Source organism: Anaeromassilibacillus sp. An172, assembly GCF_002160515.1.
Lineage (GTDB): Bacteria > Bacillota > Clostridia > Oscillospirales > Acutalibacteraceae > Limousia > Limousia pullorum.
In genome coordinates this window covers 1-26706 of record NZ_NFKS01000023.1, presented here as the reverse complement: position 1 = coordinate 26706, position 26706 = coordinate 1, and the positions used below count along the sequence as shown (strand labels likewise).

Annotated in this window: 30 protein-coding genes; 19 read left to right on the top strand and 11 right to left on the bottom strand. The window is 39.8% G+C overall.

Annotated features, from left to right (window positions below):
* Window positions 1-131: 131 nt before the first annotated feature.
* The 10 genes from B5F08_RS10295 to cysK all read left to right on the top strand — a co-directional run bounded on the left by B5F08_RS10295 (window position 132) and on the right by cysK (window position 6606).
* Window positions 132-1079, top strand: coding sequence for a hypothetical protein (locus B5F08_RS10295; RefSeq protein WP_087378965.1), 948 nt, complete (start codon window positions 132-134; stop codon window positions 1077-1079).
* Window positions 1072-1575 carry a stage III sporulation protein AB gene (locus B5F08_RS10290; RefSeq protein WP_087378963.1) on the top strand — a complete coding sequence of 168 codons (504 nt, stop codon included), beginning with the start codon at window positions 1072-1074 and terminating at the stop codon, window positions 1573-1575. The genes B5F08_RS10295 and B5F08_RS10290 overlap by 8 nt, the downstream gene beginning before the upstream one ends.
* Before the next feature lie 19 nt (window positions 1576-1594).
* Window positions 1595-1789 carry a stage III sporulation protein AC gene (gene spoIIIAC / locus B5F08_RS10285; RefSeq protein ID WP_087378961.1) on the top strand — a complete coding sequence of 65 codons (195 nt, stop codon included), beginning with the start codon at window positions 1595-1597 and terminating at the stop codon, window positions 1787-1789.
* 2 nt (window positions 1790-1791) lie between these two features.
* On the top strand, window positions 1792-2184 hold the full coding sequence (locus B5F08_RS10280) for a SpoIIIAC/SpoIIIAD family protein (protein ID WP_087378959.1): 393 nt from the start codon (window positions 1792-1794) through the stop codon (window positions 2182-2184).
* Window positions 2185-2207: 23 nt separating this feature from the next.
* The gene (locus tag B5F08_RS10275) at window positions 2208-3434 is read left to right on the top strand and encodes a stage III sporulation protein AE (RefSeq protein WP_087378957.1); all 1227 of its coding nucleotides are present in this window, start codon (window positions 2208-2210) and stop codon (window positions 3432-3434) included.
* A complete protein-coding gene (locus B5F08_RS10270; RefSeq protein ID WP_158096282.1) occupies window positions 3431-3925 on the top strand; it encodes a stage III sporulation protein AF in 495 nt (164 codons plus the stop codon). Before B5F08_RS10275 ends, B5F08_RS10270 begins: the two co-directional genes overlap by 4 nt.
* Before the next feature lies 1 nt (window position 3926).
* Window positions 3927-4406 (top strand): hypothetical protein, encoded by a 480-nt coding sequence (locus B5F08_RS10265; RefSeq protein ID WP_143256394.1) that lies wholly within the window; start codon window positions 3927-3929, stop codon window positions 4404-4406.
* 2 nt (window positions 4407-4408) lie between these two features.
* Window positions 4409-5044 carry a SpoIIIAH-like family protein gene (locus B5F08_RS10260; RefSeq protein ID WP_087378951.1) on the top strand — a complete coding sequence of 212 codons (636 nt, stop codon included), beginning with the start codon at window positions 4409-4411 and terminating at the stop codon, window positions 5042-5044.
* A gap of 120 nt (window positions 5045-5164) precedes the next feature.
* Window positions 5165-5644 carry an RrF2 family transcriptional regulator gene (locus B5F08_RS10255; RefSeq protein ID WP_087378949.1) on the top strand — a complete coding sequence of 160 codons (480 nt, stop codon included), beginning with the start codon at window positions 5165-5167 and terminating at the stop codon, window positions 5642-5644.
* 29 nt (window positions 5645-5673) lie between these two features.
* Complete coding sequence (gene cysK, locus B5F08_RS10250; protein ID WP_087379001.1) at window positions 5674-6606, top strand: cysteine synthase A; 933 nt, start codon at window positions 5674-5676, stop codon at window positions 6604-6606.
* Window positions 6607-6999: 393 nt separating this feature from the next.
* On the opposite strand, the gene B5F08_RS10245 is transcribed toward cysK, so the two are convergent.
* The 6 genes from B5F08_RS10245 to B5F08_RS10220 all read right to left on the bottom strand — a co-directional run bounded on the left by B5F08_RS10245 (window position 7000) and on the right by B5F08_RS10220 (window position 13645).
* Window positions 7000-7596: a TetR/AcrR family transcriptional regulator gene (locus tag B5F08_RS10245; protein ID WP_087378947.1), complete on the bottom strand. Its 597-nt coding sequence runs from the start codon at window positions 7594-7596 to the stop codon at window positions 7000-7002.
* A gap of 353 nt (window positions 7597-7949) precedes the next feature.
* The gene (locus B5F08_RS10240) at window positions 7950-9725 is read right to left on the bottom strand and encodes an oleate hydratase (protein WP_087378945.1); all 1776 of its coding nucleotides are present in this window, start codon (window positions 9723-9725) and stop codon (window positions 7950-7952) included.
* Between the two features lie 169 nt (window positions 9726-9894).
* Window positions 9895-10458, bottom strand: coding sequence for a TetR/AcrR family transcriptional regulator (locus B5F08_RS10235; RefSeq protein WP_087378943.1), 564 nt, complete (start codon window positions 10456-10458; stop codon window positions 9895-9897).
* Between the two features lie 26 nt (window positions 10459-10484).
* Window positions 10485-12368 carry a molecular chaperone HtpG gene (gene htpG / locus B5F08_RS10230; protein ID WP_087378941.1) on the bottom strand — a complete coding sequence of 628 codons (1884 nt, stop codon included), beginning with the start codon at window positions 12366-12368 and terminating at the stop codon, window positions 10485-10487.
* Window positions 12369-12402: 34 nt separating this feature from the next.
* On the bottom strand, window positions 12403-12915 hold the full coding sequence (locus B5F08_RS10225; RefSeq protein WP_087378939.1) for a ferritin: 513 nt from the start codon (window positions 12913-12915) through the stop codon (window positions 12403-12405).
* A 151-nt stretch (window positions 12916-13066) separates the two neighbouring features.
* Window positions 13067-13645, bottom strand: a complete 579-nt coding sequence (locus tag B5F08_RS10220; RefSeq protein ID WP_087378937.1) for a GNAT family N-acetyltransferase — start codon at window positions 13643-13645, stop codon at window positions 13067-13069.
* A gap of 385 nt (window positions 13646-14030) precedes the next feature.
* Between B5F08_RS10220 and pyk the strand changes: the two genes are divergently transcribed.
* The 5 genes from pyk (at window position 14031) to B5F08_RS10195 (ending at window position 19008) form a co-directional block, all read left to right on the top strand.
* Window positions 14031-15464 (top strand): pyruvate kinase, encoded by a 1434-nt coding sequence (pyk, locus tag B5F08_RS10215; protein WP_158096281.1) that lies wholly within the window; start codon window positions 14031-14033, stop codon window positions 15462-15464.
* 141 nt (window positions 15465-15605) lie between these two features.
* Window positions 15606-15761 (top strand): rubredoxin, encoded by a 156-nt coding sequence (locus B5F08_RS10210; protein ID WP_087378933.1) that lies wholly within the window; start codon window positions 15606-15608, stop codon window positions 15759-15761.
* A gap of 161 nt (window positions 15762-15922) precedes the next feature.
* The gene (locus B5F08_RS10205) at window positions 15923-16732 is read left to right on the top strand and encodes a putative RNA methyltransferase (RefSeq protein ID WP_087378931.1); all 810 of its coding nucleotides are present in this window, start codon (window positions 15923-15925) and stop codon (window positions 16730-16732) included.
* 19 nt (window positions 16733-16751) lie between these two features.
* The gene (locus B5F08_RS10200) at window positions 16752-18491 is read left to right on the top strand and encodes an ABC transporter ATP-binding protein (protein WP_242968419.1); all 1740 of its coding nucleotides are present in this window, start codon (window positions 16752-16754) and stop codon (window positions 18489-18491) included.
* 13 nt (window positions 18492-18504) lie between these two features.
* On the top strand, window positions 18505-19008 hold the full coding sequence (locus B5F08_RS10195) for a shikimate kinase (RefSeq protein ID WP_087378929.1): 504 nt from the start codon (window positions 18505-18507) through the stop codon (window positions 19006-19008).
* Between the two features lie 62 nt (window positions 19009-19070).
* Here B5F08_RS10195 and B5F08_RS10190 read toward each other — a convergent pair whose 3' ends face one another.
* Window positions 19071-19496: an MJ0042-type zinc finger domain-containing protein gene (locus B5F08_RS10190; RefSeq protein WP_087378927.1), complete on the bottom strand. Its 426-nt coding sequence runs from the start codon at window positions 19494-19496 to the stop codon at window positions 19071-19073.
* 459 nt (window positions 19497-19955) lie between these two features.
* Here B5F08_RS10190 and B5F08_RS10185 point away from each other — a divergent pair, with 459 nt between their 5' ends.
* The gene (locus B5F08_RS10185; RefSeq protein ID WP_087378925.1) at window positions 19956-20159 is read left to right on the top strand and encodes a helix-turn-helix domain-containing protein; all 204 of its coding nucleotides are present in this window, start codon (window positions 19956-19958) and stop codon (window positions 20157-20159) included.
* A gap of 32 nt (window positions 20160-20191) precedes the next feature.
* On the opposite strand, the gene B5F08_RS10180 is transcribed toward B5F08_RS10185, so the two are convergent.
* The 3 genes from B5F08_RS10180 to B5F08_RS10170 all read right to left on the bottom strand — a co-directional run bounded on the left by B5F08_RS10180 (window position 20192) and on the right by B5F08_RS10170 (window position 22313).
* Window positions 20192-21064 carry a hypothetical protein gene (locus B5F08_RS10180; protein WP_087378923.1) on the bottom strand — a complete coding sequence of 291 codons (873 nt, stop codon included), beginning with the start codon at window positions 21062-21064 and terminating at the stop codon, window positions 20192-20194.
* Between the two features lie 14 nt (window positions 21065-21078).
* Window positions 21079-21699 carry a class D sortase gene (locus tag B5F08_RS10175; RefSeq protein WP_158096280.1) on the bottom strand — a complete coding sequence of 207 codons (621 nt, stop codon included), beginning with the start codon at window positions 21697-21699 and terminating at the stop codon, window positions 21079-21081.
* 62 nt (window positions 21700-21761) lie between these two features.
* A complete protein-coding gene (locus B5F08_RS10170; RefSeq protein ID WP_087378919.1) occupies window positions 21762-22313 on the bottom strand; it encodes a hypothetical protein in 552 nt (183 codons plus the stop codon).
* 358 nt (window positions 22314-22671) lie between these two features.
* Here B5F08_RS10170 and B5F08_RS10165 point away from each other — a divergent pair, with 358 nt between their 5' ends.
* Window positions 22672-23931: an MATE family efflux transporter gene (locus B5F08_RS10165; RefSeq protein WP_087378997.1), complete on the top strand. Its 1260-nt coding sequence runs from the start codon at window positions 22672-22674 to the stop codon at window positions 23929-23931.
* A 99-nt stretch (window positions 23932-24030) separates the two neighbouring features.
* Here B5F08_RS10165 and B5F08_RS10160 read toward each other — a convergent pair whose 3' ends face one another.
* Window positions 24031-24900 (bottom strand): DegV family protein, encoded by an 870-nt coding sequence (locus B5F08_RS10160; RefSeq protein WP_087378917.1) that lies wholly within the window; start codon window positions 24898-24900, stop codon window positions 24031-24033.
* Between the two features lie 241 nt (window positions 24901-25141).
* On the opposite strand from B5F08_RS10160, the gene B5F08_RS10155 reads away from it, so the two are divergent.
* Together B5F08_RS10155 and B5F08_RS10150 are read left to right on the top strand one after the other, a co-directional pair.
* Window positions 25142-25441, top strand: a complete 300-nt coding sequence (locus tag B5F08_RS10155) for a YlmC/YmxH family sporulation protein (protein WP_087378915.1) — start codon at window positions 25142-25144, stop codon at window positions 25439-25441.
* A gap of 303 nt (window positions 25442-25744) precedes the next feature.
* Window positions 25745-26563, top strand: coding sequence for a hypothetical protein (locus tag B5F08_RS10150; RefSeq protein WP_087378913.1), 819 nt, complete (start codon window positions 25745-25747; stop codon window positions 26561-26563).
* The last annotated feature ends 143 nt before the right edge of the window (window positions 26564-26706 follow it).

Genomic DNA, 26706 nt, shown 5'->3' with positions numbered 1-26706 from the left:
TAAAAATTTAAAACCTAATATCTATCCCCGAAGGATTAATGTGATATCACTTAATCCCTCGGGGATTTTTTTGCATATTTTCCTATTGCCTTTCATAAGTATTTGGTAAAGACAAAGGAGGAATGAGAAAAATGGACAAAACTGCCATGGATTTTGAAAAAGCTTTTGACTGCGCCTGCTGTGTGGTTTCTCAAAGGCTTAGAAGGCGTCTGGTTACTATGCAAAGGGATAAAAAGAAAAATATTCAGGAGGTAAGACTGAGAGCCGGACGACCTTTAATGTTCACTATAAATGGTGAAAACTGCTTTCTTATGGAAAACGGAGATATAACAAATGAGTTTGAACAGAAAAGGTGTGTCACGGTTTTTCCTGAGGATATCTCCGAAACCTTTAAAAATCTCTGCAACAATTCCGTTTACAGCCACAGACAGGAGATAAAAAGCGGATACATAACAATAAACGGAGGTCACCGTGCCGGAATTACGGGAACTGCCGTGTGGGAAAACAACGGGATTTCCAATGTGAAAAACATAAGCGGAATTAACATAAGAGTGGCGACCTCACACAGAGGGTGTTCAGAGAAGCTTATAAGCCTTATCGACAGCGGAGGAATACTTATCTGCGGAGAGCCTTGCTCGGGAAAAACCACAATGCTCAGGGATTTGGCTTACGAGCTTTCAGTAAACCGCAGAATGAGAGTTACGGTTGTTGACTCAAGAGGAGAGATATGCTCTGTCTGCTCGGGAATACCCCGTGAGGATTCCGGTTACTGCGATGTTTTGGACGGTTATACAGTTAAATACGGTGTGGAACAGGCGGTGAGATGTCTTTCGCCTCAGGTTATCATCTGTGACGAATTGGGAGAAGATGACGTGGAGTCATTAAGGCGTGGGCTTAACTCAGGAGTCACATTTGTCACAACGGTTCACTGCAAAAATCCTCTTCAGCTTAAAAAGAGAAGTCAAGGCGCAAAGCTTTTGGAAACAGGGGCGTTTGCAAACATGGTTTTTCTGAAAAGCTGCAAAGAGGCTGGAACAATAGGGGAGATAATAAAGCTGGGGGAATATCCCCATGGTTAAGTGGCTGGGAATTATTTTGATTTTTACAGCCTGCTGTTATTTCGGAGAGATAAGCAGTAAAAATCTATTCCGCAGAAGAAATTTTCTGGGAGATGCCACTGTGTTTATCGGTACTTTAAAATCCAAAATCAGATTTACAGGTGAGGAAATCTATTCAGCGGTGAGGGAGAGCGCTTCCCAGCCTCTTGTGAAAAAATATTTCGGTGATTTTAATGTGGTTTCCGGAGAGGATGATTTTTCGGAAATCTGGAACGATATGTCGGCTGAAGCTGCCGCAGGGTGCAGTTTGACAGCGGATGACCTTAATCTTTTATATGGATTGGGCAGAGGTCTGGGAGCTACAGACACAGAAGGTCAGATAGACCATCTTTCCATGTATGAAGAATTTTTCCGCCAGAGTTATGAGGCGGCGAAAGAGGAGGCAAAGACAAAAGGACGCCTTTACAGAATATGCGGCGTCTGTGCGGGAGCGGCGTTTGCCCTTCTGCTTTTATAAAGCGTTGGAGTGAAAAGTTATGGATGTAGATATGATTTTCAAAATTGCCGCAATAGGAATAATTGTGGCTGTGCTTAACCAGCTTTTGGTGAGAAGCGGAAGAGAAGAGCAGGCATTGCTCACAACCTTGGCAGGCTTGATAGTCGCTTTGATGATGATAATAGGACAGATTGACAACCTCTTTGACACAATAAAATCTGTCTTTGGGCTTTAGCTATGAATATCGCAGGAGTATGCGGAGCGGCGATAGTCTGCGCAGTGCTTTCCCTATTGGTGAAAAAACACAACGGAGAAGCGGCTTTTGCCTTGCAGGTCTGCGGATGCGTTATAATTATCCTTTATGTGATTGGGGAAGTATCTCAGATTACGGAAACTATACGTGATATGGCAGAGAACTTTTCTATAAATCTGGAATACATAGAGGTGATTATAAAAGCTCTGGGAATATGTTTCCTTACGGAATTTGCAAGTGACTGCTGTAATGACGCCGGATGCTCCGCACTGGGAAATAATGTGCTGCTCTGCGGAAAAATTATGATATTGATTGCCGCTATGCCGATGCTTCAAGACCTGCTTTCTTTGGCTTTGGGTCTTTTGTCGGCAGGCTGATTAAATTAAAGGACGTAAAGATTATGATGATTTCCTTTGACTGCAAAAGAAAACAAAGGTGTTTAAAAGTGTTCTGCGTGATTTCAGTTTTGTTTCTGCTGGTGCTTTGGTCATCAATTTTTGTAAGAGGCGAGGAGTATCAGGCAGTACCGGAAACCACCGAAAACAGCGGAGAGGAACAGGGGGACAAGGATGATGCGCTGGATTACATAGAGGATTTTCAGCAGGGAGAGGACTTGATAAACGCTCTTCCCGACGATACTAAGGAGATTTTAAACAGCCTTGATATTTACGGGCCGGACTTTTCCTCTCTTCTTGATTTGGATTTTTCAAGGCTTGCCGGAGAGGTTATGAAGCTTATAACCGGCCAGGGGAAAACGCCTTTCGGTGTTTTTGCTTCCGTATGCGGTGTTATGATAATTTTTGCCATACTGGACGGATTTCGGGAAGGGCTTAAAAGCTCGCCCATGAGCGAGGTTATGGGAACGGTTTCCGTATTGGCTGTGACCTCAATAATAGTTCTTCCTGTTACAAAGCTTATTGAAAACTGCGCCGGTTCACTTATGGTTTCCACAAGCTTTTTGCTTGCCTATCTGCCGGTTTTTGCAGGGATTGTTATTTCCTCGGGAAATTCCGTAAGCGGTGCGGCTTACTATTCGGTTATGATTGGTGTGGGAAATGTTATTTCGCTTTTGGCTTCTCGTGTGATTGTGCCTTTTATGAATGTGTTTTTAGGTATTTCTGTTATGGGGGGAATGTCCCCTCAGTTAAAGCTCGGTGGAATTTCTTCGGCTATTTCAAGGGCGGTAAAGTGGATACTTGCTTTTTCAATGTCTGTTTTTTCGGCTTTGCTGACCTTTAATACCTTGCTTACAAGCTCTGCCGATTCCGTCGCCACAAGGGCTGTAAGATTTACGGTTTCATCCTTTGTGCCGGTGGTGGGTTCAGCGCTTTCAGAGGCTTACAGGACGGTAAAATCAGGTATGGGACTTTTAAAATCGGGAATAGGAGTTTTTGTTATTATCTCCATAGCTGTAATTTTTTTACCGGTGCTTATTCAGTGTGTGCTGTGGCTTTTATCACTTAATCTGTGCAAGCTTGTGGGTGAGATTTTGGGACAGAATACAGCTGTAACGCTGTTAAACGGCGTTTCTTCGGTGCTGGGTATGTTGATAGCTTTGCTTTTGTCCGTCTGCACGATTTTCGTAATATCCACAACAATTATACTGGTTGCCGGAGGTGCGTCGTGAGCTTTATAAGCGAGGTGGGCGGGATAATCTGCCTTTGCTGTGTAATAAGCGCAGCGGTGGGAATTATCGCCCCTTTGGGAAATACAAAGAAGATAATGAACGTAGTTATGGGGATTTTTTTGCTTGCTGTGGTTATATCCTCATTTACAAAGACCTCTGTTGATTTTTCTGAGGAGCTTTATATAATGCCGGACGGAGAAGAGCTTTCCGCAGAGTATGAGGATTACTATGAAAATGAGGTTATATCTGTTGCGGAAGAAAAGCTCTGTGAATATACGGACTATATTTTGAAGCAGGAGGGCATAGAGGCTTCCGACATAAGAATTATTCTTGAAACCGACAGTGACCATGGAATATATGTTGAAGAAATAAACATATACATAAATCAGGAACAAAACCGGTTGTTCAGAACAAAGATAAACAGTCTTATAAAGAATGACTTTAAAGTTTTTCCGAATATTATAACTGTTGATGAAGGGAAAGATGCTTAAAATGGGAAAGACAAAAGAAAAGACGGTTTTTGATCTTGCCGGAAAATTTCCGATAAAGGAAAATACACTGAGGATAATTATAGCCTTGGGAATTGCCGGAATTGTTTTGATTTTTCTTTCGTCACTTTGGGACGGAGGTGAAAGCGGCGAGGCTTATGACGGTTCTCAGTCATCTGTAAGCGCAGAGGTTTACGGAGATAATCTGGAAAAGGAACTGAAAGAAATAATTTCAAAAATCAGCGGGGTGGGAAGATGTGAAATCCTGCTGACAATGGAAAATTCCGTTGAGTATGTCTATCTTTCAAACGGCGATACCAAAACCAAAAGCATAGAGCCTACGGTGCGTGGTGTGGCTGTGGTCTGTGACGGCGGTGAAAATCCCGTTACAAAAGAAAAAATTATTGATGTAGTGACTAAGGCGCTTAATATATCATCCTCAAGGGTGAGCGTCACAAAATTATATGATTATCAGGAGGAATAGAAATGAAAATACAGAAAAGACATGTACTTATGGCTTCACTTGTGCTGGCTCTTGGTGCTGCGGTTTATCTTAACTGGCAGTTTACGGGAAACAGCGACATGCTGTCTGTTGACGCATCCAAAAAGCTTGGAGAGGCTCAGTACGTAAACGGCGACATAACCGACGAAACTCAGGAAGCCGGTATCTTTGACAGCATCTTCGGCGGTGATGATGACAAGTCTACGGATTCCACCAAGGAAACAACCAAAGGAGAGGACACCACAGCAGTAAAGGCTGAGCTTACCGAAAAACAGATAAGCTATTTTTCAACTGTGAGAACAGACAGGGAGCAGACCCAGTCAAAGGTTTTGGAGGACGCCAAAGAGGTATTAAGTCTCAGTGAAAACAGCGAAGAGGCAAAGGAAGAGGCCGCAGAGTCGGTTTCTCAGCTGGAAAAGCTTATACTTGCCCAGTCAAATATTGAAAACCTCTTAAAAGCAAAAGGCTTTACCGATGTGGTATGTTTTATCTCTGATGAGGGCTGTAATGTTGTGGTAGCTTCCCAGAATATGGATGACAGCGGCTCACTTTTGGTAAAGGATGCGGTTATGTCACAGCTTGATATGGGTTCCGAACAGATAAAAATTATACAAATTTAAGTTAAATCCGCCGTTTTAATATTGAGTTATGTTAATTTAAGCAATATTTTACGGCGGATTCAAAAAAGTCTTGAAATCCTACTAAACTTATAGTATTATAGGTATATAGGAGGTGCTTGTATGTTTATATCTACAAAAGGACGTTACGCCCTGAGAATAATGCTGGAATTGGCTCTCAGAAACACAGAAGATTACATACCTCTGCGTGAGCTTACAAAAAGTCAGGGCATTTCCATAAAATATCTTGAAGCTATTATATCTATACTGGTAAAGGCAAACTATGTAGAGGGTTTGCGTGGCAAGGGCGGCGGTTACAAGCTCTCAAAAAGTCCCGAGGAATACACGGTTGGAAGTATTCTCAGGCTTACAGAAGGCAGTCTTGCGCCTGTCTCCTGTCTTGAATGTGATGTGAACACCTGTGAAAGAGCAGACAAGTGTCCCACACTTCCGATGTGGCAGAAACTTCAAGAATTTATTGACAGTTATTTTGACAGTATTACTCTTAAGGACCTTTTAGAGGACAGAAATCTTTCTCATAAAGACTTTGTCTGTGATGATTTGTTTTCAAATAAAAGGGTAACAATAAAGAAAGACGATTGATAATCAATTTGAATTTTGAAAGGAAAATTATTATGAGAATTTATAAATCAGTAACAGAGTTAATAGGTAAAACTCCAATTATAGAGGCAGTTAACACAGAGAAAAAAATCGGCGCAAAGGCAAACATCTTTGCAAAGCTTGAGTACTTTAATCCAGCCGGAAGCGTTAAGGACAGAGTTGCAAGGTCAATGATTGAAAATGCAGAGAAAAGCGGAATTTTGAAAAAGGGTTCAGTGATTATTGAACCTACAAGCGGAAACACAGGAATAGGACTTGCCGCTATTGCCGCTTCAAAGGGCTATGAAATTATTATAGTTATGCCTGAAACCATGTCTGTTGAGCGCAGAAAGCTTATGAAAGCATACGGCGCAAAGCTTGTGCTTACAGAGGGAAGCAAGGGCATGTCAGGTGCTATTGCAAAAGCCGAGGAGCTTTCAAAGGAGATTGAGGGAAGCTTTGTTGCAGGTCAGTTTGTAAACCCGTCAAATCCTGAAGCACACTATCTCACAACAGGCCCGGAAATCTGGGAGGACATGGATGGAAAGGTTGATATTTTTGTTGCAGGCGTTGGAACAGGCGGAACTGTAACCGGTGTCGGAAAGTACCTTAAAGAGAAAAATCCTGATGTAAAGGTTGTTGCGGTTGAGCCTGCCTCTTCTCCGGTTCTTTCCGGCGGAAATCCAGGCCCTCACAAAATACAGGGAATAGGCGCCGGTTTTGTTCCTGAAATTCTTGATACTTCCGTTTATGACGAGATTATAAAGGTTGAAAACGATGACGCCATGAACATGGGCAGAGAGTTCGGAAAGACAGAGGGTATCCTTGTGGGTATTTCCTCAGGAGCCGCTTTGTGGGCAGCAGCTGAACTTTCAAAGAAAGAGGAGAACAAGGGTAAGAACATTGTTGTATTGCTTCCTGATACAGGTGAAAGATATCTTTCAACCCCTATGTTTGAAGAATAAACATATTGCCTATACCTTTAAATAAACAAAAGCAGACGCAGGTAATTTGCCGGCGTCTGCTTTTTTAGAAAGGAAAAACAGGAAGGCGACCAACCTTCCTGTTTTGCATAAATATTATTAAGGATTGAAAGAACAAACTTCGAGAGTATAAAATAATTTCGGAAAATGTATAAAAAGGTTTATGTGTATGGCAAAATAAGTTTGAAATCACAATATACTCAGACAAAGTTCTATATAACAACGAGATTATACCTTTTTTGACATTAGAATAAAATAAACAATATAGGGGAAATGATAAAAAAATTATCACCAAAAGACTATTGTATACCGAAGCTAAAAAATAAATTTCGTTGTTTTTTCAAAGCTTTTCTATAATAATATAAACGGTAACTATCAGGATGTAAGAGGTATCTGAGGTGCAGTTTTTTTATCCGCTGCATTGGCAAGTCTTTCAAGACACAACATGATATTTCCCTGTGATGTGGTGATGAATCTGTAAACAATATCCTCGGGAGTTTCTTTCATTCCGTTTTTAATCCACTGAAGCATAAGTCCTACAAGCACAAATTTAAAATAATCGGTTACAAATTTTTTATCGGCTTCTGTTACGTTAAGTCCTTTTGCCTTTTCATCAACGACATTGTAAAGCATTCTGTATGTGAGATTGTAGAGATATCCCTCAACCTTTTCAAGGCTCAGACAAGAGTATACGTTGATAAAAAACGACTTGCTTTTTTGTACTATTTTGAACATTTCAAGAAATCCCTGCTGCCAAGTATCGAAGGATTTCAGACAATGTAAAGCTTGATGGGCTTCGTTGAGACAAATCCAGTCAACAAGGTCGTAAATATCTTTGAAATGGTAGTAAAAAGTCATGCGGCTTATTCCGCAGTCGTCGGTAATATCGGATATGGTGATTTTGTCCAGAGGTTTTTTAAGCAGTAATTTTTTTAATGAGGCTTCCATAGCCATTTTGGTTCTTATCGACATCTTTTCACTTCCTTTTATGTTTTTGTCTTGTTAAATAAATAAACGTTTAAACTTGTACTTAAATTATAGCATTTATTTGAACAACCTTCAATACAATATTTTGACAATATTATTATTTTTATTCTATATTATGTAAATTTATATTGAAAAAGAAACAGACGGTACAAAAACAGTACCGTCTGTTTCTCCAGCATTCATTGTTGAGGAGGTTATTTTTGTTTAAAATCAGTTGTTATTTTCTTAAACTTCCTCAGCTAAACAGTATAAATATTGGTGTATAAAAAAGGTAAATTGTATAGAGCTGTTTAAAAAATATTTTGAGCGTTTATATAGCTATTTTACAGTGTATTTTTTTATATGACGTTATATTCTTTTAATAACTTTTCTATGTCTGTATTTCTAACTTTTTTAAGGATTTCTTTAAGGGCAATTCTTTCCATAAGTCCCAAATCCATGTCTGTGATTTTTTTGCCGTCACGAAGCTGAACTGTAGCTTTGAGAAGGTCACGTATGTCGTATACGCTTCCCCAAACCTCGGGCACGCCTCTGTCTATGTCAAGAAGTGTGTAAACGGCTTCCATACCTGTTCTCATGGAATACTCGGTGGTGAAAATTGTGTCACGCTTTGTTTCTGCAAACTGACCAAGGAAAGCAAAGTTTACACTTCCGTTTGGAACGACCAAAGGTCTGTCGCCCTCAGCTCTCGGCATGAAAAATGCTGTGATATACGGCATCATGCATGGAACTGTGTTTGCGCTGTTTTCTGCCAGTTCCTCGATTTGCTCGGTTGGTACGCCCAAATGATAGAGCCACTCCATGCAGATTTCCTTGCCTGTACAGTCTCTCATTGGCTTCTTTACGAAGTTTCCGGGAACATTGCTGAAAAGTCCGTAAATCCAGCCTACAAGCTGTCCCTTAGGCTGACTGCGGAACTGAGGCTGACGGTTGAAAGTCCAGCTCAAAAGCCAGTTGGAGTCTTTAACGGTTACAATACCGCCGGTTACGACTCTGCCGCTGAATGGGTCACGCTTGCATATATTCTGAATGTAGGGGACAATTTTCTGGTCAAGTGTTGTTACAGTTGCGGACATCCAGTTTGTCTGCTCAGGGTCATAGCAGAACTTTTCAGGGTGACCGAAATCAGGTGACTGAGCGGCAATTTTCATCCACATATCCCAGCCGCCGCCCGGCTTGATTTCCGGGTTGAACTTAGCCGGCTTGTTCTGTGAACCGATTGAGGAATTTTCAACGCATCCGCCGTTTGTAATGAAAACAAGGTCGTTTTCTGTAAGGTCGATATTTTCTATATCTCCTTTGTGGTCTACCACAATTCTTACAGCCTGTTTTTTCTCACCGTTAATTTCAAATTCCACGTTTACAACCTTTGTGTTGTAGTGGAAAACCACATTGTGTTCCTCAAGATATTTAATCATCGGTAGAATCATTGACTCGTACTGATTGTACTTTGTAAATCTAAGAGCTTTGAAATCGGGCAAGCCGCCTACATGGTGGATAAAACGCTTGATGTACAGCTTCATTTCAAGGGCGCTGTGCCAGTTTTCAAAGGCAAACATTGTTCTCCAATAGAGCCAGAAGTTTGAGTTTAAAACTTCCTCATCGAAAAAGTCGGTTATGCGCTTGTCGTAAAGCTCCTCGTCAGGTGTGAAGAAAAGCTTCATAATTTCCATTGCACCCTTGTCTGAAAGTCCGAATTTTCCGTCTGTGTGTGCGTCCTGACCTCTGTTTTCGGTGGCTCTCATAAGTGAGTAGTTAGGGTCTTTCTTGTTGAGGTAGTAGTATTCGTCCAATACACTTAAACCCTCGGTTTCTATTGATGGAATAGAGCGGAACAAGTCCCACATAACTTCAAAGTGGTTGTCCATCTCTCTTCCGCCTCTCATAACGTAGCCTACGTCCTCGTATTTGAATCCGTCGCAGGCTCCGCCGGGAATAGGGTCTTTCTCTAAAATGTGGATTCTTTCGCCGTTCATTTGTCCGTCACGAACAAGATAACAGGCGGCGGTAAGTGCTGCAAGTCCTGAACCTACAATGTAGGCGGACTTTCTGTCCACATCCTTTGGTTTTTCGGGTTTTACAAATGCTTCGTAATTTCCGCTGGCATAATACATATGTAGTCTCCAATCTGCCGCATATAAGCGGCGCTTTGTTTGTTTTTTTCTGCTGTGACTATATTATATACCATCCTGAAAAAATTAAAACCGACAATGAATCTCCGATGATAATATATTTATCACCGTGGTTTCATTGCCGGTTTTTTCATCATTTATAGTCCAATGATTAAATATCTTCCGACTCAAATCTCTTTAAAGCAAGCTTTAAATCGCCGAGTATAAGGGTATTAAGTTTTTTTACTATCTCCGATGGGTCTTTTTTCATGCCTTCCTTTATCCATGAAAGCACAAGGCCTACAAAACCGTATTTGTAAAAGTCAGCCATAAAGGCTTTGTCCTCCTGACGCACATGCATACCGACGCTTTGCTCCTCTATAACGCCCATAAGCAAATCATAGGTGAGCTTGTACAGGTAACCTTCCACCTGTTCACGGCTTACGCATTTATATACGTTTAAAAAGAAGGTTTTGTTTTCGGAAATGTGATTGAAAATGCTTAGAAAACCTTTTTGCCATGTTTCATAGGTTTTCATTCCGTTTATGGCGATGGCAGCATCGTTTTGCATTACCCAGTCCACCAAATCATAGATATCTTTAAAATGATAGTAGAAGGTCATGCGGTTTACTCCGCAGTCATCGGTTATGTCGGAGATTGTTATTTTGTCCAGAGGCTTTGTGAGAAGCAGCTTTTTTAGGGAAGCTTCCAAAGCTCGTTTTGTAATTGCAGACATTTTCTTTCTAATCCTCTATAAGGTCTTTAAATCATAAGGCTGCAGACAAGGTCAGTGTACTCTGATGGATTTTCCAAAGGAAGTCCGGCGATGAGCAATGACTGACTGTAGAGAAGCTGAACATATTTCTTTGCTTCTTCAATGTTTGTGGTAACTTTATCCTTTAAGGCCTTAACTGCCGGATGGCTCATGTTGATTTCAAGAACACGCTGAGCTTTCATGCCGCTTTCCGGCTGTACAACGCTGAAATATTTTTCCATCTCAAATGAAATTCCTCCCTGAGCTGTAAGGCATACAGGATGACTCTTGAGCTTTTTGGAAGCAACAACCTGTGAAACCTTGTCGCCCAAAGTTTCCTTGATAAAGGTGATGAGAGCGTCCTGACCCTCTTCCTTTTCTTCTTCCTTGTTCTCGCTTTCAATTCCAAGGTCGTCATTGAGAACAGAACGGAACTCTTTTTCCTTAAATGTGCGCAGTGAATTGAGAGCGAACTCGTCGATTTCATCTGTGCAGCAGAGGAAGTCAAAGCCCTTGTCTTTGAGGATTTCTGTCTGAGGAAGTGTTTCGATAATCTCCTTGCTTTCGCCTGTTGCAAAGTAGATGTACTTCTGATCCTCTTTCATTGCTTCAACATACTCGTCAAGAGTGATGAGCTTCTTCTGGTTGTAGGAGTAGAAGAGGATAAGGTCTGAAAGCTTGTCCTTGTGTGCGCCGTAATCGCTTACAAGACCGTATTTAAGCTGTCTGCCGAATGCTGCAAAGAACTTTTCGTAGTTTTCTCTGTCCTTTTTAAGCATGGAAGCAAGCTCGTTTTTGATTTTCTTTTCCAAGTGCTCTTCAATGAGTTTAAGCTGTCTGTTGTGCTGGAGCATCTCTCTGGAAATGTTCAAAGACAAATCCTGAGAGTCAACAACGCCCTTTACAAATCTGAAATGCTCTGGGAGCAAATCAGGACAGTTTTCCATAATCATTACGCCGCTTGAGTAAAGCTGGAGTCCCTTTTCGTATTCCTTTGTGTAATAGTTGTAAGGAGTTTTTGCAGGAATGTAGAGCAATGCTTTGTATGTTACAACGCCTTCAACTGATGTTGTGATTGTGAGAAGAGGGTCTTCAAAGTCAAAGAATTTTTCCTTGTAGAAGTTGTTGTATTCCTCTTTTGTAACGTCCTTCTTAGCTTTCTGCCAGATTGGAACCATGCTGTTGAGGGTTTTTCTCTCAACGACTGTTTCGTACTCAGGCTTTTCCTCTGTGCCTTCCTTAACCTTTGTGGACTCCATGTCCATCTCGATAGGATATCTGATGTAGTCTGAATACTTTTTAATAAGTGAGGAAAGCCTGTATTGCTCGAGGTATTCGCTGTACTTGTCCTCTTCTGTGTCGTCCTTGAGAACCATAATGATGTCTGTTCCCACGGTGTCCTTGTTGTATTCTTCAATTGTATAACCGTCTGCGCCTGCGGACTGCCACTTGTAGCCTGTATCACTGCCGTATTTTCTTGTGATTACGGTGATTTCCTTTGCTACCATAAATGCTGAGTAGAAGCCTACACCGAACTGTCCGATGATGTCTACATTTTCCTTGTCCTCGTCTTTAAGCTGTTGACGGAATTTATAAGAGCCGCTGGAAGCGATTGTACCCAGGTTGTTTTCAAGCTCGTCCTTGTCCATACCGATACCGTTATCTGAAACTGTAAGGGTGCGGTTTTCTTTGTCGGCTTTTATAAGAATTTTAAAATCGCTTCTGCTCATGCCAACTTTATCATCTGTAAGGGAGATAAAGCAGAGCTTGTCTATAGCGTCGCTGGCGTTTGAGATAATTTCTCTTAAAAATATTTCTCTGTGTGTGTAAATTGAGTTAATCATCAAGTCCAGAAGTCTTTTTGACTCTGACTTAAATTGCATTTTTTCCATGTTTATTTCTTCTTTCCTTTAATATTATATAAAATTAAATTACAAGTGAGGGAGCTGCATAAACCCTTGCTTTAAGCTCGTTGTCAAGCATGTAGAGGCTTCTTGGGTCCTCGCCGAAAAGCTTGTACTTTTTGATAAGGTTGTCTGCGTTTTCTTCCTCTTCGCCCTGTTCTTTAATGAACCAGTCCAAGAACTGTGTAGTTCTAAAGTCGTTTACGTCGTGGGCGGCGGCATAGATTGTGTTGATAAGACCTGTTACATACTGCTCGTGGCTGTATCCGGCTTCCAAAACGCCAAGATTGCTTGTAAGCTCTACAGATGGCTTTTCAATGGCGTCAAGTGTTACCTTCATGCCGTTCATCTGCATATAGCGGAGAATGAGCATTGCGTGGTCTCTTTCTTCCTGAGCCTGAATTTTGTACCAGTTGCCAAAACCGTCCAAGCCCGCATCATAAAAATAATTTGAAAAATCAAGATAAAGATAAGCGGAATAAAATTCCTTGTTTATCTGTTGGTTTAAAAGTTCGGCTATTTTTTCATTAAGCATTTTTTCTTCCTCCAAACCTGATTTTAAGTAGTTACAGCGTTATTTTGCTTACGTTTATAATTATAGCTCTATGGTCAGGAAAAGTCAATAGCACTTTCGGCCTTAGAGTGCTAATTTCAAAAAACATGGAAAATTTCAGGTTTTTGTCAGATTATATGTTTTGTTTTTCGTATACGGTTACATACTTTTCGAGAATTTCTTTTGTAAACATGGAGCGGTAAATTTCTTTAATTGCGGAAGCAATCTCGCCGTCGCTTTTTTCACCCTTTCTTGAAATATACATAATTGCGAAATCAGCTTCAAATACTTTTGATGTTGTATTAGAAAGGTAAGCGCCGCATCTTTTATAGAAATTTATTCTTCTGGTGCGTACGGAAAGGTCATCATCGTTTTTTGAAAACTTGGGGTTTTCAACCTCCAAAAGTATGAGTTTGTCCTGAAGCTTTTTGGAAAGCTCTGAAAGAAAATTTGCGCCTATTCCTTTACCACGCAGGGAAGAGTCCACGGCGTAATAATCCAGCAGGATTGTATCGTTGTTATTTGAAAAAGTAAAGGTGGCGTAGGACAAAAGCTTTTCATTTTCGTAAAGTCCGTAGCCTGTATATAATCCCATGGAAAAGCTTCTTTCAAACATATCCCAGGGACGGATTTCCTCCGGAGGAAAATCATTTTCCATTCTGTTTTTATAGATAAATTCAATATCAGCTTTGTTTAATTCTCTTATTTCCATTTTGTCCTCCTTAATAATAAAAGTTATACATTCAATAGTCTATCATCAGTATAACCTAAAATCAAGAGCGGCAGATGTTATCAGAAATAAAAAGAAAGCAATTAGAAAACTTTATAACTGCTTATTTTAAAGCGTTAGAACACTTAAATATATTAAAAATGTTTTGGAATAATTTATTGTGATTGCTTATAAAGTATTTTGTGAAGTATAACTGTAAAATTCATATAAACAATGCTATTTCTATTGATTTTTTTCAAGGTTAATGGTATACTTCACTTGAAAGCGTACTTAATATCTGATTGAATATATTGGAATGAATTTCCTCTTTATTTTGAGGGAATGTTTATATTGTATGGCTAAATAAAAGTGTATGAGGTGTAAAATTATGAGAAAAACAAAAATTGTATGCACAATGGGTCCTGCTTGTGATGACAAGGAAACCTTGAAAAAGATGATAGCTGCAGGTATGGATGTAGCACGTTTTAATATGTCCCACGGAACCTATGAGGAGCAGAAAAAAAGATTTAACACCGTAAAAACAGCTATTGCGGAAAGCGGCAAGAATGTTGCTATCCTTCTTGATACCAAAGGCCCTGAGGTTAGAGTTGGTATTTTTGAAAATGGCTTTGTAGAGCTTCAGGAAGGACAGGAGTTTTCCCTTTTGAAAGAGGGAGATAAGGGAAATGATAAGGGAGTTCCTCTTTCATATCCAAAGCTTGTTGAGCTTTTTGCCGCCGACAAGGATATAAAGGGAAGAGAAATTCTTCTCGATGACGGAAAGCTTTCATTTGTGGTTAAAGAAGCCAACCAGGACGCTATTGTCTGCACAGTTGTAAAGGGCGGCAGGCTTTCCAACAGAAAAAGTATAAATATACCTAACTATCATATAAACATGCCTTATGTAAGTGCAAAAGACCGTGCTGACATTGAGTTCGGTTTGGAGCAGGGCGCAAATGTTATCGCCGCATCTTTCGTAAGATCAGCAGACGACGTTATAAAGCTTAGAGACTACATCGACAGTATCGGCTTTGAGTATGTTGAGATTATCGCAAAGATTGAAAATCAGAGCGGTGTTGACGATATCGACAGAATTTTGGAGGTTGCCGACGGTATCATGGTTGCCCGTGGTGACATGGGTGTTGAAATACCTTTTATCAAGCTTCCAGAAATTCAGAAAACACTTATCAGAAAAACAGTTGTTGCAGGTAAATACGTTATCACAGCAACTCAGATGCTTGAGAGTATGACAAATTCTCCAAGACCTACCAGAGCTGAGATAAGCGACGTTGCAAACGCAGTTTACGACGGAACAAGCGCAGTTATGCTCTCCGGTGAGTCTGCCGCAGGTAAATACCCTGTAGAAAGCGTACAGGCTCTCAATGATATCTGCTGTGAGGCTGAAAGCAACGGCGAATCAATTGCTCTTCAGGAATACATTAAAAAGTATCCTATTACAGAGAGCTTCAGAGAAACAATCTGCCATGCTGCAAAGGATGTTGCAGAAAACATCAATGCAAAGGCTATTATAGTTGAAAGCGCAACAGGTCAGGTGGCAAGAGCTATGGCTCACTACAGACCAAGCTGTCCGATTATCGCTGTTGTTACCTCCGAGAGAGTTTGCAAGAAGCTCTGTCTCAACTGGGGTATCACCGCTGTTATAGGCGAGGAGAAGCTCACAACAGACGCTATCACAAAGCAGGCTATGGTTAAGGCTCTTTCAACAGGCTATGTTAAGAAGGGCGACACTGTTTTGGTTCTTTCTTCAAATAAGACAGTTCCTACTTCCGGCACAGACACTCTCAATATCAGAATTATCTGATAAAATGTTACCAAGTCACAGACAAAGCCCGTATCCTGCGGTATAATACTTCAAGGAAAGATTGACTTTATAACAGCAATTCAGCTTATTTCCCTTGCGGGATAAGATATATTTATAATTTATATAAAGGAGGACGTTGCAATGGTATACGTTTGCGAAGTATGTGGATATAGATACGACGAGGCTCTCGGCGATCCTGATAACGGTATTGCACCAGGCACAAAGTGGGAAGATATTCCAGACGATTTCGAGTGCCCTCTTTGCGGTGTAGGCAAAGACGAGTTCGTTGCTGAGTAATTATCACAGACAATGATTATTAAGGAACAACGGTGGATTTAATCTGCCGTTGTTTTTTGCTTTTTAATATTGAAACTATTGACTTTAAATATAAAAAATAATATCCTTTTTAAAGACTTTTGATTTATAAAAGATTACATATAAGAAAAGGGGATGAGCATATGCTTATTTGTCCTCTGTGCGGGGAAAAGCTTGTTCAAGATGGAAAATCCTATATCTGTCCTAACAGACATTGTTTTGATATGGCACGTCAGGGGTATGTAAATTTGCTTCCTGTTCAAAATAAACATTCTCTGCACCCGGGAGATACAAAGGAAATGCTTATGGCAAGGAGAAGATTTTTGGAAACAGGAAAATATCTTCCCATTTGCCAGGCGGTAAGAGAAACTGCAAAAGAGTTTTGCAAAAGCGAAAATCCGTTGATTGTAGATGTGGGCTGCGGCGAGGGCTATTACACCAGAGCTTTGGCTAATAGCTTTGAAAACAGCCGCACCGTGGGCATAGATATAGCCAAAGACGGTGTAAAAATGGCTTGCTCAAGGGGAAAGGACATAACATGGGCGGTTGCCACCGCTTCACTTTTGCCGGTTGAAAGCGGAAGTGCGGATATTGTTACGGCTATGTTTTCCCTTTTTATGGACGGAGAATACAGCAGAATTTTAAAAAGAGGCGGAATAGCCATAGAGGTAAACGCCGCTACAGAACATCTTATGGAGATGAAAGAGGTTATTTACGATGAGGTTTTCCCTCAGGATAAAAAGCCCTCAAGCCATGATGAAACACTTTTTAAAAGACTTTACAGTCAAAAGCACAGCTTTAAATTTCATGTTAACAATGAAGAACTTAAAGATTTGCTTTATATGACTCCTCACCTCAACAGAATAAAGGAAGAAAATAAAAATAAGCTTTTACAGCTTGAGGGTATGGAGCTTACCGCCGCATTCTGGGTTTCCGCCGATATGCGATTATAATATATTAACCGATTTAGGAGTGATATACTTGCTTAAAAGATTTTTACCTTACTATAAGCCATATTTGGGAATAGTGGTAATTGACCTGCTGTGTGCAGGACTTTCAACTGTGTGCGAGCTTGTTTTTCCGATGATTGTACGTCAGATAACAAATTCTGCCGCCGCAGGAATTACCGACGCTTTTCTTCCCATGGCAATAAGGCTTGTGGTTATTTACCTGTTTTTGAGAATAGTGGACACTGTAGCCAACTATTATATGGCGTATATAGGCCATGTGATGGGCGTTCGTCTTGAAACGGATATGAGAAGGGATTTGTTCGCCCATTTGGAAAGGCTCTCTTTTTCATTTTATGACAATGCAAAAGTTGGTCAGCTCATGTCCAGAATTACCAACGACCTTTTTGACGTTACGGAGTTTTCCCACCATTGCCCGGAGGAATTTTTTATCGCCGGACTTAAAATAGTTGGTTCCTTTGTAATTCTTGCAGGGGTCAACATTTGGATGACGCTCATTATTTTTGCTTTGCTTCCTTTGATGCTTACAGGTATTATATTTTTCAGAAGAAACATGAAACGTGGCTTTAAGGAAACACGTGTGCAGACAGCGGAGCTTAACGCTATGATTGAGGACAGCCTTACAGGAATAAGGGTTGTTAAATCCTTTGCAAACGAGCCTGTAGAGCAGGAAAAGTTTGACAGGGAAAACAATAAGTTCTTAAAAATAAAAAGCTTTGCCTACAGATATATGGCGCTGTTTCAGGGTTCTACAAGATTTATGGACGGCGTTATGTATGTGGCTGTTATTTTGGTGGGCAGTATTTTTATGGCGAATGGATTTATAAACGGAGCCGATTTAGTGGCTTATCTTTTGTATATCCAGACCTTGCTCACCACTATCAGAAGAATAGTTGAATTTGCCGAGCAGTTCCAAAAGGGTACAACCGGTATAGAAAGATTTTTTGAAATAATGGATGAGCCTGTAACCATAAAGGACAAGGAAAACCCTGTTGTAATGGATAAGGTAGAGGGTGAAATAAAGTTTGAAAACGTAAGCTTTTCCTATTCCGAAGAGGGTGAAAAGGTTCTCGACAATATAAACATTGACGTGAAAAAAGGCGAGAGCATCGCTTTGGTTGGCCCCTCAGGGGGAGGAAAAACCACATTGTGCAGTCTTATACCCAGATTTTACGATGTTACAGACGGCAAAGTTACCCTTGACGGTGTTGATGTAAGGGATATAAGCCTTGATTCCTTGAGAAAAAATATCGGTGTTGTTCAGCAGGATGTTTACCTTTTCAACGGAACTGTAAGGGAGAATATTGCCTACGGCAAGGAAAACCCCACAGAAGAGGAGATTATAACAGCCGCTAAGCTTGCAGGAGCTCACGAGTTTATTCTCGGTTTGTCCGAGGGCTACGACACATATGTGGGTGAAAGGGGAGTAAAGCTTTCCGGAGGTCAGAAACAGCGTATTTCTATAGCAAGACTGTTTCTTAAAAATCCTCCTGTGCTTATTCTTGACGAGGCCACATCAGCCCTCGACAACGAAAGCGAGCTTTTAGTTCAGCAGTCCTTGGAAAGACTTGCAAAGGACAGAACCACATTTATAATCGCCCACAGACTTACCACCATAAGAAACGCTGCAAGGATTTTTGTTCTTACGGAAGATGGTATAGCCGAAGTGGGAACCCATAAGGAGCTTATGGAGAAAAAGGGAGAGTATTACAAGCTTTACTCCATGTATTCACAGAGAAGCTAAAGGAGTTTTATATATGAAAAATGTTGTAATGGTAGGAATGCCCGGCTCGGGAAAAAGTACAATAGGTGTTATCCTTGCAAAATCTTTGGGTTTTGATTTTGTTGACACAGACCTTGTAATCTGCAAAAGAGAGGGCAAAAAGCTTCAGGAAATAATCGATACAGAGGGTTTGGAAAAGTTTCTGGAAATTGAACAGCAGGTGGGAGAGGAGATTTCTCCCGTAAACTCAGTTGTAGCCACAGGCGGTTCCATGATACTAAGTGATGAAGCTATGAAAAATCTTAAAAAAGACGGTATCGTTGTTTATGTTGAAGTTCCTCTAAAAATTTTGAAAAAGAGAATTACCAACATGAAAACCCGTGGTATTGCCTTTAAAAAGGGTGAAACACTTGAGGATATTTTCAGAGTGAGAACACCTCTTTATGAAAAATATGCGGACATAACAATAACAGCGGATGAAAACACCGTTCCTGAGGATTGTGTAAATCAGATAGTTGAACACATTGAAAAAATGTAAACACAAAAAATCAAACTCCACACGGACTTTTAAATCTGTGTGGAGTTTTAATTTTTAATATATTATTTGTTTTTTCCGCCGAAGTGGATTTTCTTTTCAAAGGATTCGCCGCAGCGTGGGCAGCGTACCTTGTGTTTGCCGTTTATTCTTTTTACACGAAGCTGGGCTTTACAATACGGGCATTTTACATAAACGTGGGTTTTAAACTCTTTGATTTTATTTTTGTTAAGAATAAAGAAATCACGTGTTTTGCCCCAGATTGAAAGGAATTTTCTGTTTTCTGCTCCTCTTTTGTATATGTTCTTGGAAAGAAATCTGAAAAAGAACAGAACCAAAAATAAAAGCTCAAAAAAATAAATAATAAGGCTTCGGGGAAATACGTTGATAAAGGATAACAATAAGCTTGCGATAAGCAGTACATAGTTTAGCTGATCCATCTTGTATCTGCCCTGCATAAACATTGCGAATTTGTATAGGAAAGACCGCATTGCTTCACACTCCGTATATTATAATAAAAGTGACAAGGAACCATCATCCTTGTCTAATGTAATTATCATCAATCAACTGTAGCATAATTATAACACATATTGTTTTTACAGACAATGAAAGAAGTGTGATATTTTTAAGTTTTCACATAAAATTCAGCTTGATTGTTTTGAGTTTCTTGGACAGTTGGGGTCATTGAAAGATTTGCATTCATATTTCCAATTTAAATCTGTGCAACATATTAAATAATCGCATTCATCACACATATTAAATATTTCCGTATTGCCTTGACAATCATTTCCAAAATTTCCAGGTGTTATCTTAATATTATTTATTTGTATATCCATTTGGTTCTCCTTTAATAATACATTATGCTTACATTATATAATGCATTAATCTATTAGTAAAGAGAAATAATAAGATATTATCCAATAAATAAATAATATATGGAGAAATGGCTTATGATTAAATTAGATGTTTTGAATTTGCTGGAGAAAAATGGCAAAACAAAGTACTGGCTTTACAAGCAGCTGGGAATGAGTTATCAGAATTTCAATAAAATGGTGAATAACGAAACAAAATCCATACGCTATGAAAATATTGAAACACTTTGTCTATTGCTTGAGTGTACGCCCAATGACCTTTTTATTATAACCGAGGATTAAAAAACAACCGCCGCAAAATGCGACGGTTTGATTTAAACAAGATTATTTTTGTTTCTTTCTTTATAGCCTTTTTTAATTGCTCTCTTTTTGAAATGGCTTACAAGTACAAATACAATAATATATAGCACAGCTGTCACAGCGGCGCCTACAAGCATCATTTTTAATGTTTCGTCCAAAAAGCTGTTGATAAATGAATGCAGGTAATCCGGCGAAATATTGAGGTTTACATATGGCTTTGTGATAAGCAAAAATCCGGGGATTACTGTCATCATAAGGAAATTGCCGCTCAGCGCATAGGCGATGTATCTCAGGAATTTGTGCTTGTACTTATTGATGAGAAACAGCATTATTATAGAAATCAATGCTATCAGAATACTTCCGCCTATTGCAAACCCCATAAACTTGGAAGGCTGTCTTAAAGCTCCGATTACCGTGTTTATGCCGGCGATATTTATACAATCTAAATATGTTTGTGTACAAAGGTCGGCAAGGTGGGAAATATTTGTTTCTGTTTCTGCTGTGATTTCTATATTGTTTTCAGAAGCATAGGTTTTTATTGCCTCCAAAAACTCAGAGTTTAATTTCTCACTGTCAATGGAGTACTGTTTTCCGTCGTAGGCATATTCAAAGATGTTGTATATATCGGTCTTTACACGTTCCGGTGTGACTATTTCGTCAAACACATCGGAAGGCACGCCTCCTGCAAAGGCAAGGTCTGATATACTGCTTTTTGTGTAATCGGCGGCTTTCAGGTGATATCCGGAAATGCTCAGCTGGTTAATCAAAAAATCTTTGCTGAGGACGGATGACTGCATAGTGATTGCGATTGAAAGCACAAACAAAGAAAAGCTTAATATAAATGAAAAGAAGAAGCAGATAACTCTTCTTAAAACTGTGTTACTCAAACTGCATCCTCCTTTCAAACAACATCCGGGCCAGATACTTTGTCTGCATAAACAAAGAAACGCTGTGGCGTAAGTCCAAGGGTATCGAATGGATAGCAGGTGTAAAGTATAAGGTTTTCTTCCTGGGCGGCAAGGTCGTATGCTGTTTTGTCGTTATAGGCTGCAATTTTTGTTTCTGTTACCTTATATTTATAAACTCCGTAATTTGTGGTTATTGTAATTTCATCACCTACAGATATATACTGAAGACTGTTGAAATATGAATTGTTGTGTCCGCTTATGAGTATAGGTCTTCCGAATCCCGGCAGAAAGCTTCCGTTATATTGGGCGACGCCTTGGCTCAGTGCGGCGCTGGAATCTCCGAAATAAAGTGGAGCGTCGATGCTTACTGAGTCGATTGAAAGGTTGGCATAATGGGTTCCGTAGGAAGGAATCTGCACCTGACTCATATCAACTGTATCTCCGGTGTTTTCGGAAGAGGCGCTGTTTTTATCAAAAATGGAGGTGAGATTTTCACCGTTTTTAAAATCAGCGTCGGATATAAACATTTCAGAAACGGACAGCACGGGAGTGATAATTGGTGTAAATACTATATAAATCAAAAGATAACCTAATACACAAAAACCTACCGGCATACAAATGTAAGCCAGTAGGTTTTTAAAATTATGCTTTTGATTAGATGAAAAATGTATTTTCATTATCTCTGCATAAGTCCTTTCTTTTTAGCTGCTACAACTGCTGCACATGCAATCATAAGAACAACAGCGAAAGTTATGATTGCCGGTGTGTAATCAGCACCAGTGGTTTTGATTACAACAGCGCTGGAATAAACAAGCTCACCGTCAGCAGTGTAAACCTGGAAAAGTTTGTTTGCTGCATCGTAGTTTACTGTAAGACCAACTACAGCTGCACCGTTTCTTACGATTTCAAGAAGATGCTGTTTTTGCTCAGTGCTGAGACTCTGAAGAGAAGTAGCACCTGTGCCTGCAAAGTAAGAAACCGCCTCGTTGAGATAAGCAATAACCTGATCAGCCTGGTCAGCTGTGATATCAACGCCGTCTCTCATGAAATAGATTTCAATCTGATTGATTGTGTACTCGTCGAAATAATAACCGTTTGCGTTTGCACTTTTGTAAGCGTCAATAAGTCTCTGCTCATCGGTATTTATTCCGGAAGCGGCTGAAGCGGAAAATGCAACTGCGGAAATCATCAAAACGCTCATAATAATAGCTGCAATTCTTTTGATCATTTCAAACACTCCTTTAATAATAGAATAATGCAATAACACACTTTTTAAGTGATTTGGGACTGCTAATTAAAAAGTTATAAAACTTCACGTATAATGATATCATATTTTTTGGGTGTAATCAATAGTTAAGATAAATAAAAAGTTGGAATTTTACGGCAGCCTTAATACTATTGTTAATAATTAAAAGAATTATTGAAAAATGTATTTAAGTATGTTAAAATTTGCTGACGGCTGTACAAATGTATTTATTTGGTGCTGAAAAAATATTTTATTAAATTTAAAGAGACAGTAAGGTGATGGAATGAAAAACAGTGTTTTACATAATTTTTTTAAATATGTATCTATGAATGTTGCGGGAATGATAGGTTTGTCCTGTTACATACTTGCAGACACTTTTTTTATATCTCAGGGAATAGGCCCTGATGGATTGACCGCTCTGAATATTGCGCTTCCGGTTTTTAACATTATGAACGGCGCAGGTTTGATGATAGGTATGGGAGGAGCCGCCAGATTTTCTATTTTAAAGGCGTCAGGCGACCATAAAAAAGCTAACAGCGTGTTTACCTCATGCTTTTGTCTTGCTTCTGTTATTTCCATTATCCTTATTTTCTGCGGACTGTTTTTCTCGGGAAATATTGCAAGGCTATTGGGGGCGAATGATGAGGTTTACTCTATGACGCTGATTTATCTTAAAGTTATGCTTCTGTTTTCACCTCTTTTTATGTTTAACAATCTTATGACCTGCTTTGTTAGAAACGACGGAGCGCCTAATTTAGCTATGGCGGCTATGATAGTGGGAAGCCTTGGAAATATAATTATGGACTATGTGTTTATTTTCCCCTGCAAGCTTGGAATGTTCGGAGCTATCGCCGCAACGGCTATGGCGCCTGGAATAAGTTTGATTTTGATGATGTTCAGAACATTAAAAGGAAAAAATAGCTTTGGTTTTGCAAAGACAAAGCATATGTTTAAAAAGTGGTTCGATGTGGCGTCCCTTGGAGTATCTTCCTTTATAACGGAGGTTTCCTCAGGAATAGTTATTCTGGTTTTTAACTTTATAATTTTGGAGCTTATGGGAAATGTTGGCGTTGCCGCATACGGTATTGTAGCCAACATTGCCTTGGTGGTTACGGCAATATTTACAGGAATATCTCAGGGTATTCAGCCTCTTGTCAGCAAAAGCAAGGGAGAGGGAAACTACAGCGTCAGCCGGAAGATTTACCGATACGGAATTACTGCCGGAGCTTTGTCGGCTGTACTGATTTATGTGGCTGTATTTATATTTACCGATGAAATTATAGGTGCGTTTAACCCTGAGGGTCTTGAAGAGCTCAGCAGATGTGCTTCAGATGGACTTAGATTATATTTCCCGGGATTTTTCTTTGCAGGGGTGAATATAATAACCGCAGTATTTTTCGGCGCATGGGACAAGCCGGCGCCATCCTTTATAATCTCTGTTTTGAGAGGATTTGTGATTATTATACCCTGTGCATTTATAATGTCGTCATTATTAGGAATGACAGGAGTTTGGCTCGCTTTCCCGGTAAGCGAACTGTTGGTTTTGTTTGTGGCTGTAACATTAAAGATACGTGAGGGGAGAAAGGTAACTGCAATGTAAATCTATATTATATATAGTATAGAGAAATCTTTTAGAAATACAAAAAAGGTATGTGCAAAAGGGATTATAACATCCGATTGCACATACCTTTTATTTTAATTATTTGTAATTTCGTTTTCCGAGGAATGTCAATGCCAACATTCCTGCACCAACGTGGGCTCCAATAACAGGACCGATATTTACAATAACTACCTTTCCTACAAGAGGCTCAACCATTCGTCTGAGTTTTTCTGCACCCTCAAGATTATCGGCATGTCCGATAAACACAGTCTGGCTTTCCAAATCCTCACCGTCACGCACAAGGCGGTCAACAAGATTATCGAAAACCTTCAGATATCCTCTTATTTTTGCCACAGTAATAAGATGACCGTCGTCGTCAACACTGAGCAAAGGTTTTATCTGCAAAGCTTTTCCGAAAGTTGCAGAAAGGGAGGAAATTCTTCCGCCTCTTTTAAGGTGTTCCAAATCATCAACAACGAACCAATGGGCGACTCTGTTTTTGGTTTCCTTTGCATATTCGTAAGCTTCTTCAAGGGTTGCACCGCTGTTTACCTTGTTTGCCACATGATAAACCAAATTACCCTCTCCGAGGCTTGCGCAGGCGCTGTCCAGAACAAGTATTTTTCTTTCCGGATATTTTTCCAACAGGTCGGAAACCGCAATCATACATGTGTTATATGTTCCGCTGAGTCCGGATGTAAAGCAAAGATAGAGGATATCCTTGCCCTCTTTCAAAATAGGTTCAAAAGCCTTGTTGAAAGAATTGATGTTGATCTGTGAAGTGGTAGGCATTGCGCCTTCTCTGATTGCTTGATAGAAATCTTTTATGGACATTTCACGGCAGTCAGGATAATGTTTATAGACTTTATCGCCGATTGTGAATTCCATTGGCAAAACTTCAACGCCAAGCAAATTAACCAAATCTGCATTCAAATCACATACGGCGTCTGTTACCAATACAAAACTCATTAAGAATCCCTCCGAATCCTTTTTAATTTTTTCCTTAATACATTTTCCTTTTGGTAAAAAAGTTTGTTCTTTTTCCTTTTGTTCTTTCAAAAAAAGTATCAGTAATAGGTCATAAATACGGAATACTTTCAATATAAATTTTAACAAATAACATTATATATGTCAAGGTAAAGTAAAGTTTTATGTGCTTTGCCTGAGGTTTTCAGAGAAAAAAAGTAATTTATCAAGGGGTTAAATTCTTATGACTTGCAGGGTTGCACAGTTAAGGCACAAAGAGGTTATCAACAGCGTTACGGGGTGCAGAATAGGCACCGTTGACGATGTTGAGGTGGACACTGCTTCCGCCAGAATACTGTCGATTGTGATTTACGGAAGAGGAAAAATCTTCGGAATTTGGGGTAAATGCGAGGATTATGTAATCTCCTGGGAGAACATAGTTTTGATTGGAGAGGATACAATTTTGGTAAAAGAGTGCATCAGAAAATCCGCTCCGAAGCGCCGAAAATCGTCTTTTTTTGACTTATTTTTTAAAAAATTTTGAAAAAATTAAAATTTGTAACCAATGTATCCTAATTGTTGAAAATTCGTTTATTATATTAGGAAATATACACAGAAATTGTAACCGAAAAGTAACTATTGGTTACGATTTCGTAATTATTTTTCAGCCGAATTTCACCTAAAAAAAGGGGGAGGGGTTGCATTTTTTTTCGAAATGTGCTTTAATACCTGAGGAAATTTGAAGAAGACATATAAAAACCGCTTGTTTGAAGCGCATGTACAAAAATTACAGCGATGTAATAATTGTAAAACCCTTTTGGGGAATGTGCTTATAAGGAGGAATAATATGAATAAATCAAAGTTTACATTAAAAGTTATGACAGCCGGAATTTTGGTTGCGGCTGTGATGTGTGTACCGGTTGTAGGCTCCAATTTCAATGCTTTTGCAATGGAGGGTACAAACGGAACTTTAAAAATTGCAGATGTTGACAGTCAGCCCCTTTTGTCTCAGACACTTTCGGTTGACAACTATACAGATTCTGAACAGCAGGCTATTGAAAGAGCTTCCGCAGTCGATAAGGCTAAGACAGAAGCTGAACAGTCTGTTCAGAAACTTAAAGAAAAGAAAGAAGCTGAACAGGCAGCTGCAAAGGCTGCAGAAGAAAGCACAGCCGCTGAATACAGCGAGTCTCAGTCAGATGCAAGCACTAACAGCTCAAGCAGCTCTCAGACAGTTATCGGTGATGCTACAAGCACAGGATACCTTCTTTCAATTGACAATCCTGATCCGAACTATGTAAGCAGAAGCGTTTCACTTTCTGCTGAGGACAGATATATCCTCGAAAGACTTGTTATGGGTGAGTCAGGAAATCAGGGCTTCATCGGAGCCGCTCTTGTTGCTCAGACAATAAGAGATACAATGGTTTATGATGGCTACAGCTCAGTAGAGCAGGTTAGAACATCCTGCGGTTATTACGGCAGCCTTGACAGAGCTCCAAACCAGGATGTTTTGGATGCAGTTTCCTACATCTTTGACCAGGGCGGCGCAGCAGTTCAGCATGAGCTCAGATACTTCTACGCATACAAGATTTGCTCAAGCCCATGGCATGAAAGCCAGAATCACATTGTAACTTACATGGATGTTAAGTTCTTTGACCGCTGGTAATTCAATAGAAAATCAAGCCGTTCCTTAATTGGAGCGGCTTCAGCTTGTCCAAAAACCCTGAATTTCTATCTGAAATTCAGGGTTTTTGCGTTTATCAAGCAACCAACACTTTGATAAAAAAGAAGGAGGAATTGGGGTTTAGC

Bases quoted from the DNA above. Each gene is read 5' to 3' on its own strand.
- B5F08_RS10150 (WP_087378913.1), top strand. From the start codon at position 25,745: ATGAATAAATCAAAGTTTACATTAAAAGTTATGACAGCCGGAATTTTG.
- B5F08_RS10220 (WP_087378937.1), bottom strand. From the start codon at position 13,645: ATGGAAATAAGAGAATTAAACAAAGCTGATATTGAATTTATCTATAAA.
- B5F08_RS10255 (WP_087378949.1), top strand. From the start codon at position 5,165: ATGTTTATATCTACAAAAGGACGTTACGCCCTGAGAATAATGCTGGAA.
- B5F08_RS10290 (WP_087378963.1), top strand. From the start codon at position 1,072: ATGGTTAAGTGGCTGGGAATTATTTTGATTTTTACAGCCTGCTGTTAT.
- spoIIIAC (WP_087378961.1), top strand. From the start codon at position 1,595: ATGGATGTAGATATGATTTTCAAAATTGCCGCAATAGGAATAATTGTG.
- B5F08_RS10240 (WP_087378945.1), bottom strand. From the start codon at position 9,725: ATGTATTATGCCAGCGGAAATTACGAAGCATTTGTAAAACCCGAAAAA.
- B5F08_RS10245 (WP_087378947.1), bottom strand. From the start codon at position 7,596: ATGTCGATAAGAACCAAAATGGCTATGGAAGCCTCATTAAAAAAATTA.
- B5F08_RS10205 (WP_087378931.1), top strand. From the start codon at position 15,923: ATGCTTATTTGTCCTCTGTGCGGGGAAAAGCTTGTTCAAGATGGAAAA.
- B5F08_RS10185 (WP_087378925.1), top strand. From the start codon at position 19,956: ATGATTAAATTAGATGTTTTGAATTTGCTGGAGAAAAATGGCAAAACA.
- pyk (WP_158096281.1), top strand. From the start codon at position 14,031: ATGAGAAAAACAAAAATTGTATGCACAATGGGTCCTGCTTGTGATGAC.
- B5F08_RS10195 (WP_087378929.1), top strand. From the start codon at position 18,505: ATGAAAAATGTTGTAATGGTAGGAATGCCCGGCTCGGGAAAAAGTACA.
- B5F08_RS10275 (WP_087378957.1), top strand. From the start codon at position 2,208: ATGATGATTTCCTTTGACTGCAAAAGAAAACAAAGGTGTTTAAAAGTG.
- B5F08_RS10235 (WP_087378943.1), bottom strand. From the start codon at position 10,458: ATGTCTGCAATTACAAAACGAGCTTTGGAAGCTTCCCTAAAAAAGCTG.
- htpG (WP_087378941.1), bottom strand. From the start codon at position 12,368: ATGGAAAAAATGCAATTTAAGTCAGAGTCAAAAAGACTTCTGGACTTG.
- B5F08_RS10160 (WP_087378917.1), bottom strand. From the start codon at position 24,900: ATGAGTTTTGTATTGGTAACAGACGCCGTATGTGATTTGAATGCAGAT.
- B5F08_RS10280 (WP_087378959.1), top strand. From the start codon at position 1,792: ATGAATATCGCAGGAGTATGCGGAGCGGCGATAGTCTGCGCAGTGCTT.
- B5F08_RS10165 (WP_087378997.1), top strand. From the start codon at position 22,672: ATGATAGGTTTGTCCTGTTACATACTTGCAGACACTTTTTTTATATCT.
- B5F08_RS10170 (WP_087378919.1), bottom strand. From the start codon at position 22,313: ATGATCAAAAGAATTGCAGCTATTATTATGAGCGTTTTGATGATTTCC.
- B5F08_RS10210 (WP_087378933.1), top strand. From the start codon at position 15,606: ATGGTATACGTTTGCGAAGTATGTGGATATAGATACGACGAGGCTCTC.
- B5F08_RS10260 (WP_087378951.1), top strand. From the start codon at position 4,409: ATGAAAATACAGAAAAGACATGTACTTATGGCTTCACTTGTGCTGGCT.
- B5F08_RS10155 (WP_087378915.1), top strand. From the start codon at position 25,142: ATGACTTGCAGGGTTGCACAGTTAAGGCACAAAGAGGTTATCAACAGC.
- B5F08_RS10295 (WP_087378965.1), top strand. From the start codon at position 132: ATGGACAAAACTGCCATGGATTTTGAAAAAGCTTTTGACTGCGCCTGC.
- B5F08_RS10175 (WP_158096280.1), bottom strand. From the start codon at position 21,699: ATGCCGGTAGGTTTTTGTGTATTAGGTTATCTTTTGATTTATATAGTA.
- B5F08_RS10265 (WP_143256394.1), top strand. From the start codon at position 3,927: ATGGGAAAGACAAAAGAAAAGACGGTTTTTGATCTTGCCGGAAAATTT.
- B5F08_RS10190 (WP_087378927.1), bottom strand. From the start codon at position 19,496: ATGCGGTCTTTCCTATACAAATTCGCAATGTTTATGCAGGGCAGATAC.
- B5F08_RS10225 (WP_087378939.1), bottom strand. From the start codon at position 12,915: ATGCTTAATGAAAAAATAGCCGAACTTTTAAACCAACAGATAAACAAG.